We start from the raw sequence: 12776 nt of genomic DNA on the forward strand, positions 1-12776 counted from the left end.
CATTTTAGGGCGACGGGTGTTCGTAATTAAGATGCAAAGCGTCGTCGTATTGGCGTTTTATTTGTCATAACGACATTTGTATCAATACTTTTGACGATTGATGCTTAGCGCCTGCACTGCTACCAACTAGACGGGCTGGCCGCGGTCCACTTTGCTGCTGAGGATGATCGAGGTGGTGGTCTTCTCCACGCCTTCTACGCTGCCAATCTGGTCCAGCAACTGGTCCAGTTGTTCTGGCGAGTCGCTGCGCAGCCAGGCTACGTAATCGAACTCGCCGCTGACCGCGCACAATTGCTGCACTTGCCCCATGGCAGCCAGGCGGCGCACGACCTCCTTGCCGGAACGCGGTTGCACCTTGATTCCGACATAGGCTTGCAAGCCACCATCGGCCAGGCGCTGGCCCAGGCGTACGCCATATCCGGTGATGACTTTGCCCTTCTCCAGGCGCGCCAGGCGCGAATTGACGGTAGTGCGAGCGATACCCAGGTGGCGGGCAAGGGTGGCAACGCTTTCGCGGGCATTGATCTGCAGCAGGGCGATCAGTTGGCGATCGATGTCATCGAGGGCGATTTGGCGGGGATTCGACATGGCGAGTCTCTACAGTGGGCTTGCAAGCCTAGCCAGGCTGCAGTGACCAGGGCAAGACAAAGTGCTGATGCGTGGCTGGCTTGATTGCGGCATCATGGGTGGCTGATTCAAGTGGGCCCACGTCGTGAATTTCGAAACCTTGCTGGAATGCTGGCGACATGAGGTCTCCAACAAGAAAAAGCCCGGACGCCGTATCAGTCTGTTGTGCAACGTGCTGCGTCGAGCGCGCAAGGACAACAAGCTGCGCTTTCTTTTCGCCTATCGCCTGGCGCAGTACCTCGATGGTCGCGGCGGCCTGAGCAGGCGATATGCCCGCGGCATGCAGCAGCGGCTCAACCTCAAGTACGCCGTGGATATCGACATCGGTGCGCAAATAGGCCCTGGCCTTCGTATCGCCCATCTGCCAGGTGTGGTGATCACTGGCCAAGTAAGCATCGGGCGTAATTTTTTGATACGGCAGAATTGCTCGGTCGGCATCAAGACCCTTGGCCTGGACCATTACTCGCTGTGCATAGGCGAAAACGTCAGCCTCGGTGCCAATAGCTGCATCATTGCTGACCAGATCAGCATCGGCGACAACGTAATCATCGGGGCCATGTCTCTGGTGACTCAAGACATTCCTTCCGATAGCACCTTCTACAACCCGCGCCAGCGGCACATGCCGCGACGGCGGGATGCCTGAGCGCGTGATGCCATCTTCGCGCAGCACGTCGCACAGGCTCCAGCGTTTCTGGATGATGTCGGTGTAGGTCCTGGTTTACTCGGTGTCGATGCCAGAGAAGCGACTGCCGGGCTGGTTGATCTGATAGCGGGTACTGCGGCCTCCGCCGGGTAGGCGCCGTAGGCAGCCTTTCTCTAATAGGCCGCTCAAATGCCGAGTGGCGGTGGCCTTGGAGACCTGCGCCACGGACTGGTACTGTGCAGCGCTTATACCGGCCTCGAAGCCCTTCTCCCCGCCTTCGAGCAGTCGATTGAGTACTTTGATTTGTTCGGGCAGGAGCGAGTTTGTGCGATGTGCCTGCCAAAAGCGTGCCTTGGCCAGTACCCGGTCTATGCGGGTAAGGGCTTGCTCCAGGCTCTTGAGTAATGTGCCTAGAAACCACTGCAACCATGCTGTGATTTCTAGGCTGCCTTTCTGGCTCGCTTCGAGGATGCGGTAATAGCCGGCGCGGTCGTCGAGGATACTCGCCGACATGGCGTAAAAGCGGATAGCCTGCTGCTCGCCCTGGGCCAGTGCCATATCTGTAATGGCGCGGGTAAGGCGGCCGTTGCCGTCATCGAATGGGTGTAGGGTGACGAACCAGAAATGGGCAATGCCGGCGCGTAATAACGGGTCGAGACCGGCATCGTTGTGGCTGCTCTCGAACCAGGCAAGGAAATCTGCGAGCTGTTCTTCTAACCCCGCGCGCGGAGGGGCTTCAAAATGCACGGTAGGGCGGTCGAGCCGGCCAGAAACAACCTGCATAGGCTCTTCGCCGCGTAGCGTGCCAACCCGTAACCGGGGAGCCAGCAGGTTATCTTCACTAGGGAACAGCCAGCAATGCCAGCGATACAACCTCTGTTGGTCAAGCGGCTGCTGGTGTGCGCTGGTAGCATCGAGCAGCAACTCCGCCAGGCCTTCGGAGCGCATGCTGACTCGGCCTTCATCGCTGATGCCCAACCGCCTTGCCAGGGAGGAGCGTACCGAGCCGACATTCAGCTGCTCACCCTCGATAGCTGATGAGGTGACAATGTTCTGTAGCAGAGCATCCAGGCTGCTCTGCGCCTCGGTATCACTACCAACAGCGCCGAGCATGCCGAGCAAGCGCCCCTGGGCCTGAGTGCAGGCGCGCAGCAGTGGGGCAAGTGGCTCGGTTTGCCAGGTGAAGATTGGCCAGTCGGGCTGCTGCCAGATCCAGAAGGGGTCATTCATGGGCTTGCTCAGTCTGTGAGCCGATTAGCGAGCTTATTCGGCTCATGGTTTGAGCTGATAATGCCGGCTATTCGGCTCAATGTCTAATGCTCAAGCCAGGTTGTTCGGCTTGATCAGCGCACCTGATCAGGGTTGTCGCTCCAGCTCTTGCAGGCGTATCAGTACTTCCTCCTGAGATTGAGGGTAGAAAATCCAGTTCCGGTATTTAGGGTTGTATTCGCCGCCCAGCTCATTTCCCCAGGATGTAACCAGCTGCGTGATCTGTGGATTAATGACCAAGATCGTACGGCAACTGAGCCTGTAGGCAGTAGGCGGGCGGATAACCACATCCCCATGATCGTATAGCGGTGCTCGATACATTTGGCTTGGGTTTAGCTGCAGGGGGCGGGGCTTGAACAGGCACTTACGCTACGTCAATTATTGAGCAGCGGACCGGTTGTCTTTTTAGCCTGGGGTAGTCGGCGTGCTTCTTCTGCAGACAAGCGCCGGTCGCGGCCTTTGCCTGGGCCCGGTTTGCGGATGTTCAATATCGGGTGGAAGCTGAGGCCCAGACCCCATTCGTGAATCGCCACAGTGAACATGTGGCTGAGCAGGGCCAGTTCCAAGTGAACGGTGTTGCTGCTGGTGAAAAAAAGCCGCGCAAGTGCGCGGCTTTGGAGATGGTGGGCCCACACGGACTCGAACCGTGGACCAAAGGATTATGAGTCCTCTGCTCTAACCAACTGAGCTATAGGCCCTCAGTAAGTGCCCGGATTATAACGAGGGTTTCGAAAGCGTGCCATCCGAAAGATCGGTTAGTGCTATGCGAAGAAACGTCGCTGCGAAATCATCGGGTGGCAGCGGCAGGCTGACGATATAGCCTTGGATCTGTTCACAGCCCTCTGTGGCCAGGAATCGTTGCTGCGCCTGGTTCTCCACCCCTTCGGCAATGATGGTCAGTTGCATGCTGCGCCCCAGTGCGATGATGGCGCGCGCGATGGCTGCATCGTGCGGGTCGTCCGGCAAACCGCGGATGAACGACTTGTCGATCTTGAGGATGTCGAGTGGCAGGCGCTTGAGGTAGCTCAGGGATGAATAACCGGTGCCGAAATCATCGATTGCCAGTTGCACGCCCAGCTGCTTTAGCTGGTGGAGCACGGCCAGGGCTTCTTCGGCCTGGCTCATGATGAAGTTCTCGGTAATTTCCAGCTGCAGGTCGCCCGCCTTCAGTTGGTAGGTCTTGAGCAACTGCTCGATGCGCTTGGCCAGGCCATGGTGGCGCAACTGAGCACCTGCGAGGTTGATCGACAGCGGGCCAAAGGCTTGGTAGTGCTTCTTCCACTGGTGCATCTGCCGGCAGGCCTGCTCCAGCACCCAGTCGCCGAGCTGCAGGATGGTGCCGTTCTCTTCGGCGAGGTGGATGAAGTGCTCTGGCGGCACTTCGCCGAAGGTGGGGTGGCTCCAGCGGATCAACGCTTCGGCGCCCACCAAGGTCTGGGTCTTGAGGCTGAACTTGGGCTGGTAGCACAGGCTCATTTCGTTGCGCTCTATGGCCCGGCGCAGCTCGTGCTCCAGGGCAATACGTTCGCTGGCCTGGGCTGTGAGGTCGCGGGTGTAGGCTTCGACACGGTTGCGGCCTTTGGCTTTGGAGCGGTACATGGCGGCGTCGGCGTTGCGGATCAGCGTGGCGACGTCGGTGCCGTCCTGAGGGTAGAGGCTGATGCCGATACTGGCACTGGTGAAAAACTCGTGTTCGCCGGCCTGGAAGGGCGCGCTGAAGCAGGACAGCAGTTTGTTGGCGATGGCGCTGGCATCACTGGGTTTGTGCAGGCCCGGCAGCAGGATGATGAATTCGTCGCCACCCAGGCGCGCCACGGTATCGACGTCGCGCACTTGCTCTTTGAGACGCTGGGCGATGCCCTTGAGCAGCAGGTCGCCGACCGGATGGCCAAGGCTGTCGTTGATGTGCTTGAAGCGATCAAGATCAAGGAACAGCACCGCGCCCTGGCGGTTGGATGCTTGCGCGCAGGTAAGCACGGCCTGCAGGCGGTTCTCGAACAGCGCGCGGTTGGGCAGGCCGGTAAGTGGGTCGTGGTGGGCCTGGTAATCGAGTTTGGCCTGAGCATGCTTGAGGCTGGAGATATCGGCGAACACGGCGACGAAGTGTGTGATATCGCTGTCGCTGTTGCGCACGGCGCTGATGGTCAGCCAGCCCGGGTAAAGCTCGCCATTTTTGCGTTTGTTGTAGATCTCGCCCTGCCAATGGCCTTCTGCTGTGAGCTGATGCCACATGGCCGCGTAAAAGGCGCTGTCGTGCTGGCCGGAGGCGAGCAGGCGCGGGGTCTGGCCCAGGGCTTCAGTCTCGTTGTAGCCGGTGATTTCGCTGAACGCACGGTTTACCGCGCTGATGCGCTGGTCGATATCGGTGATCAGAACGCCTTCGGCGGTATTTTCGAAGACGGTGGCGGCAAGTTGCAGTTTTTCCTGCATCAAATGGCGCTCGGTGATATCGCGGGCAATGGTCAGCATGCAATCGACGCCGGCAATCGGCAGTGGCCGTGCGGACAGTTCGCACAGGCGGATCTGCCCGTCGCTGCGGCGGATATGGCAGCTGAAATCGCGCACGAAACCATCACGGGTGAGTTGAGTGATCAGGCGTTTGCGTTCGTTGAGGTCGACCCAGATGCCCAGGTCGAAGGACGTCTGGTCAAGGGCAGGGTCAAGGTCGTAGCCGGTCAGCCGGCAGAAACCCTCATTTACCTCCATCAGCAGGCCATCGCTCTGGCGCGACAGCAGCAGGCCATCCGGGGAGGCGTGGAAGGCCTTGGCAAATTTCTCTTCGGAGGTTTGCAGTTGCTGCTGGGTTTCCTTCAGCTGGCTGATGTCGCGTACCGCAACGACGAAGGCCAGGGTGCCATCGAGCTCGAAGGTTTCGGCAGAGGTCAGGCCCGTGAACAATTGGCCATTGCTGCGCCGGAAGCTCATTTCCAGGTTGCGGATGCCACCTTGGTGCAGGCGTTCAAGCAGCAGTGGCCCGGCACCTTGCGTACCCCACAAGTTCAGTTCTGTGGCGGTGCGGCCAACCACTTGGCCTGGGGTCAGGCCGATCTGCTCTTCGAAAGCTTCGTTGACCTCCAGCAGGCACCCATCACTGTGGCGTGCAATCAACAGGATGTCGGGGCATTGCTGGAATACCGAAGCGAACTTCTGCTCCGAGAGGCGCAGGGCGTCTTCGGTGCGCTTGGTTTCGCTGATGTCGATCATCAGCCCGCGCATCACAGGCCGGTGGCCATGCTCGATCATGCTGACGATATTGCGCACCCAGAGGGAATGACCATCGGCACGCATCACCCTGTAATCGAGGCTGTGGTCGCGCCCGGCTGCGGTTTCACTTTCGCAGTAGGCCTGGGCCCAGAGTGCATCCTCCGGGTGCAGGATGCTGCGCCAGAAGCCCGGTTTGAGCCATTCGTGCAAGGGGTAGCCAAGCAGGTCTTCGGCATGGGGTGAGACGTAGCTATAGGTGAAGTCATTGGCGTCAGCTTCCCAGGCTATAGCTGAGAGGCTTTCGATCAGCCCACGGTAGTGGTACTCGCTGCTGCGCAGTTCCTGTTCCAGGGCGATGCGCCTGGATATTTCCGAGCTGAGGCGGCGGTTGATGCGGATCACCACGGCCAGAATGGCGATCAGCAAAAGTACGGCGGGCAGGCCGTACATGAGCATGTCGTGCCAGAACGTGCGTTGATCGACCACATTGCCGACCCAGCGTTGCTGAATCTGCCTGATCTCGTCACTCGACATGTCGGCCATGACCTTGTCGAGGATGCCGATCAAGACCTTCTTGTCACGCGGTGCGGCCATGGCCAACTGATAGCGGTAGGGCGTTTCGCCGCTGACATAAAGGCCGTCCAGTTTAAGCTGGCGCAGGCTCCAGATGCTCGAGGCGAGGTCGCCGACCACGGCATCCACCTCATCGGTGGCCAGGGCCTGCAAGGTCGAGCTTACATTGGGCATGGCGACCAGGTTGAGATCGGGATGGTGGGTACGCAGCAGCTCATGTGGAGCGTAATTTTCCACCACGGCGATTTTCAGGCCGTAAAGGTCTTTCAGTGTGCGGGGTTGCTGGCCGCCTTCATGGGCCAGGATGACGATGGGGAAATCCAGATAAGGGCGGGTGAAGGCCAGATAGCCCTGGCGTTCGGGAGTTGACATGACGCCGGGTAAAAGGTCGATGCGGCTTTCGCGCGCCTGTTGAAGCACCTCGGTCCAGGTGCTGGGTTCGACCGGTTTGAATGCCACGCCCAGGCGTTCCTGAAGCATGGCGATGTAATCGGCGGCCAATCCCTGGTACCGGCCTTCCTGGTCACGAAATTCGAACGGTGGCCAGGAGGCGTCGACGCCTAGCTTCAACTGCGGGTGGGCAGTGAGCCAGGTTTTTTCCTCGTCTGTCAGGGTCAGGGCGCCGGCCGTTGTGTTCCACAGGATCAGGAGCAGCAACAGAATGGCCGGCATTGGCGGCATGGCAGCCTCGTATTCAGGTGGTCTGAATTCGAGTGTAGACGGGCATTCACCGTGAAGGGTAGCTACTTGCCACGACCTTTTGTCACATAAGAAAAACCCCGGCCTGGGCCGGGGTTCGTCATCACTCGTCGAGGAAGGATCGCAGGTGCTCGCTGCGCGTAGGGTGGCGCAATTTGCGCAACGCTTTCGCTTCGATCTGACGGATCCGTTCACGGGTCACGTCGAACTGCTTACCCACTTCTTCGAGGGTGTGGTCGGTGTTCATGTCGATACCGAAACGCATGCGCAGCACCTTGGCTTCGCGTGCGGTCAGGCCCGAAAGCACGTCACGGGTCGCTTCCTTGAGGCTTTCGACCGTGGCCACGTCGATCGGGGACTGCATGGTCGAGTCCTCGATGAAGTCGCCCAGGTGCGAATCTTCATCGTCACCGATCGGGGTTTCCATGGAGATCGGCTCTTTGGCGATCTTCAGGACCTTGCGGATCTTGTCCTCAGGCATCTCCATGCGCTCACCGAGCTCTTCCGGGGTCGGTTCGCGACCCATTTCCTGCAGCATCTGCCGGGAAATACGGTTGAGCTTGTTGATCGTCTCGATCATGTGCACCGGGATACGGATGGTGCGTGCCTGGTCGGCGATCGAGCGGGTAATGGCCTGACGAATCCACCAGGTGGCGTAGGTCGAGAACTTGTAACCGCGACGGTATTCGAACTTGTCCACCGCTTTCATCAGGCCGATGTTGCCTTCCTGAATCAGGTCGAGGAACTGCAGGCCGCGGTTGGTGTACTTCTTGGCGATGGAGATCACCAGACGCAGGTTCGCCTCGACCATTTCTTTCTTGGCGCGGCGGGCCTTGGCCTCACCGATGGACATGCGGCGGTTGATGTCCTTGATCTCGGCAACGGTCAGGCCGGTCTCGGTCTCAAGGTCGATCAACTTTTGCTGGCAGGCAACGATGGCGGCGTCCTTTTCACCCAGGGCAGCAGCCCATTTGGTGTTGCGCTTGGCCAGGTCACCGCTCCAGGTCTGGTCGGTCTCGTTGCTCGGGAACAGGCGCAGGAAGTCGGCACGCGGCATGCGCGCATCACGTACGCACAGTTGCATGATGGCACGCTCTTGCTGACGCAGACGGGCCAGGGCATCACGAACGCGCTCGACCAGTACGTCGAACTGCTTGGGCACCAGCTTGATCGGCATGAACAGATCGGCCAGGGCCTGCATTGCGCCAATGCTCTCGGCGTGGCTGCGGCCATGCTTTTTCAGCACCTTGAGGGTGATGGCGAGCTGATCCGATACCGCGCCGAAACGCTGGGCGGCAACGACGGGGTCCGGACCGCTTTCGGTCTCTTCCTCATCGTCACTGCTGTCGTCGCTTTCTTCCTCGTCGTCGGCCTCTTCCTTCGCGGCTGCGGCCTTGGCGCCAGGGATCGGCACTTCTTCGGTCGGCGCGGCGATATTGTCGTCAGGGTCGATGTAACCGCTGAGAACGTCGGACAGACGGCCACCTTCGGTGGTCACGCGATCGTATTCACTGAGGATGTAGTCAACAGTGCCCGGGAAGTGGGCGATAGCGCCCATCACTTCACGGATGCCTTCCTCGATACGCTTGGCGATTTCGATTTCGCCTTCGCGGGTCAGGAGCTCGACGGTACCCATTTCGCGCATATACATGCGCACTGGGTCGGTCGTGCGGCCGATATCGGTTTCAACGGCCGCCAACGCAGCAGCGGCTTCTTCGGCCGCGGCTTCGTCGGTGTCGGCTTCCGCCAACAGAAGGGCATCCGCATCCGGAGCACTCTCGAATACGTTGATCCCCATGTCGTTGATCATGCGGATGATGTCTTCCACCTGTTCAGGATCTGAAATATCCTCAGGCAGGTGGTCGTTGACCTCCGCGTAAGTCAGGTAGCCCTGCTCACGACCGCGGGTGATCAACTCTTTGATACGAGACTGCTGTTGCGCTTTTCCGGACATAACACCCTATCCACTGAAGGTCTTGGCGGGCAAAAAACAAGCCGAGGATTATACCCGAGCATGGGCCTCACGCGCCAGATGAGGTCGGCGTTTGTGCGGGAACATTCCGGCTCAGCAGGGCGAGAAGCTGAGATTTTTCCTCGCTGCTCAACTCGCTTTGACGTGCTTTCCTGAGCAGATGTTCCAGGCTGCGCTCGCGTTGGCGGGCGGACAAGCTAGTTATAGTGTCGAAAAACTGTTGTTCAAGGTTGTCGGCTACGATCAGCCATTCCTTTTCCGCCAAGGCTCGCAGCAAGCGGCCCTGTTCGGTGCCGTGCCAGCGTGCGATCAGCTGCATTGAGCTTAGCCCAGGATTTTTTTGCGCGGCCTCGATCAGTGCCACCAGCAGCTGGCTGTAGAGGTGCTCTTCGTCGGCAAAGTGGCTGGCGTCCTCGACTTTGCCGGCCAGCAGCGGGTGGTGCAGCAGTGTGCGCAAGGCCGCAAGGGTCGGGGGCTCCACCGGTGCTGGCGTGCGTGGCGGGGCGTCATCACGCTGCTGCCACGGCTTGCCTCCTTTGCGGTTCTTGTCCCAGGGTTTGTCACTCCACGGCTTCTTGCCGCCCCCCTTGTTTGGCTTCCACTGCTGCTCCTGCTGCGCCGGGGCGTAGTCGTGCTGCGGCATGTCGCCATAGTCGGGGGTGTAGCTGGCCATGGCATCGTAGTCGTAGCCCGGGTCGTAGTCCGGCACGCTGTTGCTGGCAGGCGCCTGCTGGGCCAACTGCTCGACCTGTTGAGGGTCGAGGCCGGTGATTTCCTTCAGGCGGTTGCGCATCAACTGACGCAGGTTGGCGCCGGGGATTTTTTCGATCAACGGTGCAGCGAGGGTGGCCATGTGCGCCTTGCCCTCAAGCGAGCGCGGATCGGCCTCGACGCTCAGTTGCTCGAAGAAATAGTCGGCCAGCGGTTGGGCGTGCTGGTTGATGCGTGCCATGAAGGCATCGGTGCCTTCTGCGCGCACCAGGCTGTCCGGGTCTTCGCCTTCGGGCAGGAACAGGAAGCGCGCGCGGCGCCCGTCCTGCAGTGCCGAGAGGGTCGACTCCAGGGCACGCCAGGCGGCCTTGCGCCCGGCCTGGTCGCCGTCGAAGCAGAACAGCACGCTGGGCACCACGCGAAACAGGCGCTTGAGGTGTTCTTCACTGGTGGCGGTGCCGAGTGTGGCTACGGCGTTGCGCAGGCCTTGCTGGGCAAGGGCGATGACATCCATGTAGCCCTCGACGACGATGATCTCGTCCAGGTTGCGGTTGTGCTTGCGCGCCTCATACAGCCCGTAAAGTTCCTGGCCCTTATGGAATACCGGGGTCTCCGGGGAGTTGAGATACTTGGGCTTGTCGTCGCCCAGAACCCGGCCGCCAAAGGCGATGATGCGCCCGCGGCTGTCGCGTATCGGGAACATCACCCGGTCGCGGAAGCGGTCGTAGCGTTTGCCGCTTTCGGCGTTTTCGATCAGCAGGCCGGCGTCGATCATCACCTTCTGTTGCAGGGTGTCCGCGCCCAGGTGCTTGAGCAGGTTGTCCCAGCCAGGTGGCGCGAACCCCAGACCGAAGTCGCGGGCGATTTCGCCCGACAGGCCGCGACCCTTGAGGTAATCCACTGCTGCCTTGCGGGTGGGGTGGCTGCGCAGGGCCTGGCGGTAGAATTCCGAGGCGGCATCCAGCAGCGGGTAGAGCGGGGAGTCTGTTGGCTGTCGCGGCTTCTGGCCGCGCCGGCCTTCCTCGCGGGGTACCTCCATGCCTGCGGCACGGGCCAGCTCCTCGACCGCCTGGGGGAAGTCCAGGTTGTCGTGGTCCATGACGAACCCCAGGGCGTTGCCACCTGCGCCGCAACCGAAGCAGTAATAGAACTGCTTGTCCGGGCTCACCGTGAAGGAGGGGGTTTTCTCTTTGTGGAACGGGCAGCAGGCGGAGTAGTTCTTGCCGGTCTTTTTCAGCTGGACACGCGAACTTACCACGTCGACGATGTCGAGGCGGTTGATCAGGTCGTCTATGAAGCTTTGGGGAATCAGCCCGGCCATGGCAGTCTCGTCATCTGGCAACTGGCAAGTCTAATCGCTAGCGCGCCGTTAGGGGCAAGAGCTGCTAGGGGATGTGCGAGGGAATGTGTGCTCGTCGGTAGCCTCCAGGTTAACCAGGGGCTCGTCAGTGAGGACGTGCACGACTGGTCGGAACCAGCTCTGACGTTGTGATGCACTTTGCCCATTGCAAGTTGCGATGGACGCCTTGAGCTAGCTGCTCAAGGTTGAAACAAACCGCTGCCATCGGCCCGGCGGTGAGCCGGGCAGGGCAGAAGCTTTGCGTAGAACGGCTGTACTGTATTAGTACAGACGAACGGCGCGGCGCTGTTCGCGCTGAACTTTCTTGGCGTGACGCTTAACAGCAGCAGCTGCTTTACGCTTACGCTCGGCGGTCGGCTTCTCGTAAAACTCGCGGCTACGAACTTCAGCCAGTACACCGGCTTTTTCGCAGGAGCGCTTGAAACGACGCAGAGCTACGTCGAAGGGTTCGTTCTCTTTAACTTTGACGGCTGGCATCCAGGGCTACCTTAATTCATTACCGGGGTAGACGTGCTCCTGGCAAAACAAAGGTGTGCTGGAGAACGTCGGTTTTCAAGGGTTGCGGATGTTAACCCTTAGCAAGCCGGAATGCAAAGCCTCTGATCGAAAACCGCTGGTCGGCACCCGGCACGGGGACTATCATGCGCGGCTTCGAAATCAGCCCCCACAAGGGACGAGCCCATGCTAGTACTGGGATTGGAAACATCCTGCGACGAAACCGGCGTCGCATTATACGACAGCGAGCGCGGTTTGTTGGCCGATGCGCTGTTCAGCCAGATCGACCTGCACCGCGTGTTTGGTGGGGTGGTACCCGAGCTTGCCTCGCGGGACCACGTCAAGCGCATGCTGCCCCTGATCCGCCAGGTGCTGGACGAGGCGGGCTGCGTGGCTACCGAGATCGACGCCATCGCCTACACCGCAGGCCCTGGCCTGGTCGGAGCGCTGCTGGTGGGGGCCTCCTGTGCCCAGGCGCTGGCGTTCGCATGGGATATCCCGGCGATCGGCGTGCACCATATGGAAGGCCATCTGTTGGCGCCCATGCTTGAGGAGAACCCTCCGCAGTTTCCGTTCGTCGCTTTGTTGGTGTCCGGGGGGCATACCCAGCTGGTTCGGGTCGATGGCATCGGCCAATACGAGTTGCTGGGCGAGAGCCTGGATGACGCTGCTGGCGAAGCGTTCGACAAGACTGCCAAGCTGATCGGCCTCAATTACCCAGGCGGCCCGGAAATCGCTCGCCTGGCCGAGCGCGGCGTGGCGGGGCGTTTTGTGTTCCCGCGGCCGATGACTGACCGTCCGGGCCTGGCCTTCAGTTTCAGTGGCCTCAAGACGTTCGCCCTGAACACCTGGCAGCAGTGCCGCGATGCTGGCGACGACAACGAGCAAACCCGTTGCGACGTGTCCCTGGCGTTCCAGCAGGCGGTGGTGGAGACTCTGACCATCAAGTGCAAGCGCGCACTGAAGCAGACCGGCCTCAAGCGCCTGGTGATCGCCGGTGGCGTGAGCGCCAACAAGGCATTGCGTGCGTCCCTGGAGGACATGCTCGGCAGTATCAAAGGCAACGTGTACTACGCCCGTCCCCAGTTCTGTACCGACAACGGCGCAATGATCGCCTACGCCGGTTGCCAGCGGTTGCTGGCCGGGCAGCAGCAGGACCTGGCGATCAGCGTGCAGGCGCGCTGGCCGATGGAGCAGTTGCCACCGTTGTAAACCGCTTGCGC

The 12776-nt window shown here is 60.5% G+C and carries 8 protein-coding genes, 1 tRNA gene and 1 pseudogene; 2 read left to right on the forward strand and 8 right to left on the reverse strand.

Annotated elements, in window-relative coordinates; all coding sequences use genetic code 11:
• Positions 1-126: 126 nt before the first annotated feature.
• Entirely contained in the window at positions 127-588 is a 462-nt protein-coding gene (locus ACIPZC_RS18890; RefSeq protein ID WP_241805692.1) for an Lrp/AsnC family transcriptional regulator, read from the reverse strand.
• A 124-nt stretch (positions 589-712) separates the two neighbouring features.
• Here ACIPZC_RS18890 and ACIPZC_RS18895 point away from each other — a divergent pair, with 124 nt between their 5' ends.
• A complete protein-coding gene (locus ACIPZC_RS18895; RefSeq protein ID WP_400628759.1) occupies positions 713-1270 on the forward strand; it encodes a serine acetyltransferase in 558 nt (185 codons plus the stop codon).
• 75 nt (positions 1271-1345) lie between these two features.
• Here the strand turns inward: ACIPZC_RS18895 and ACIPZC_RS18900 are convergent, their stop codons facing one another.
• From ACIPZC_RS18900 to rpsU, 7 genes and pseudogenes are all read right to left on the reverse strand, one after another.
• The gene (locus tag ACIPZC_RS18900) at positions 1346-2500 is read right to left on the reverse strand and encodes a Fic family protein (protein WP_400628761.1); all 1155 of its coding nucleotides are present in this window, start codon (positions 2498-2500) and stop codon (positions 1346-1348) included.
• A gap of 455 nt (positions 2501-2955) precedes the next feature.
• Positions 2956-3126: pseudogene (locus tag ACIPZC_RS18905) on the reverse strand (site-specific integrase); the annotation flags it as partial.
• A gap of 34 nt (positions 3127-3160) precedes the next feature.
• Positions 3161-3237: transfer RNA gene (locus tag ACIPZC_RS18910), tRNA-Ile, on the reverse strand.
• A gap of 16 nt (positions 3238-3253) precedes the next feature.
• Positions 3254-6997: an EAL domain-containing protein gene (locus tag ACIPZC_RS18915; protein WP_400628763.1), complete on the reverse strand. Its 3744-nt coding sequence runs from the start codon at positions 6995-6997 to the stop codon at positions 3254-3256.
• Between the two features lie 121 nt (positions 6998-7118).
• Positions 7119-8969 (reverse strand): RNA polymerase sigma factor RpoD, encoded by a 1851-nt coding sequence (gene rpoD, locus ACIPZC_RS18920; protein WP_241807057.1) that lies wholly within the window; start codon positions 8967-8969, stop codon positions 7119-7121.
• 67 nt (positions 8970-9036) lie between these two features.
• Positions 9037-11019: a DNA primase gene (dnaG, locus tag ACIPZC_RS18925; RefSeq protein ID WP_349976501.1), complete on the reverse strand. Its 1983-nt coding sequence runs from the start codon at positions 11017-11019 to the stop codon at positions 9037-9039.
• A 300-nt stretch (positions 11020-11319) separates the two neighbouring features.
• On the reverse strand, positions 11320-11535 hold the full coding sequence (rpsU, locus tag ACIPZC_RS18930) for a 30S ribosomal protein S21 (protein ID WP_003255575.1): 216 nt from the start codon (positions 11533-11535) through the stop codon (positions 11320-11322).
• Positions 11536-11739: 204 nt separating this feature from the next.
• Between rpsU and tsaD the strand changes: the two genes are divergently transcribed.
• Positions 11740-12765: a tRNA (adenosine(37)-N6)-threonylcarbamoyltransferase complex transferase subunit TsaD gene (gene tsaD / locus ACIPZC_RS18935; RefSeq protein WP_241807059.1), complete on the forward strand. Its 1026-nt coding sequence runs from the start codon at positions 11740-11742 to the stop codon at positions 12763-12765.
• Positions 12766-12776: the final 11 nt, after the last annotated feature.

This window comes from Pseudomonas sp. NPDC089743, assembly GCF_044748785.1.
GTDB lineage: Bacteria > Pseudomonadota > Gammaproteobacteria > Pseudomonadales > Pseudomonadaceae > Aquipseudomonas > Aquipseudomonas putida_X.

Bases quoted from the DNA above. Each gene is read 5' to 3' on its own strand.
- ACIPZC_RS18890 (WP_241805692.1), bottom strand. From the start codon at position 588: ATGTCGAATCCCCGCCAAATCGCCCTCGATGACATCGATCGCCAACTG.
- ACIPZC_RS18900 (WP_400628761.1), bottom strand. From the start codon at position 2,500: ATGAATGACCCCTTCTGGATCTGGCAGCAGCCCGACTGGCCAATCTTC.
- ACIPZC_RS18915 (WP_400628763.1), bottom strand. From the start codon at position 6,997: ATGCCGCCAATGCCGGCCATTCTGTTGCTGCTCCTGATCCTGTGGAAC.
- rpoD (WP_241807057.1), bottom strand. From the start codon at position 8,969: ATGTCCGGAAAAGCGCAACAGCAGTCTCGTATCAAAGAGTTGATCACC.
- dnaG (WP_349976501.1), bottom strand. From the start codon at position 11,019: ATGGCCGGGCTGATTCCCCAAAGCTTCATAGACGACCTGATCAACCGC.
- rpsU (WP_003255575.1), bottom strand. From the start codon at position 11,535: ATGCCAGCCGTCAAAGTTAAAGAGAACGAACCCTTCGACGTAGCTCTG.
- tsaD (WP_241807059.1), top strand. From the start codon at position 11,740: ATGCTAGTACTGGGATTGGAAACATCCTGCGACGAAACCGGCGTCGCA.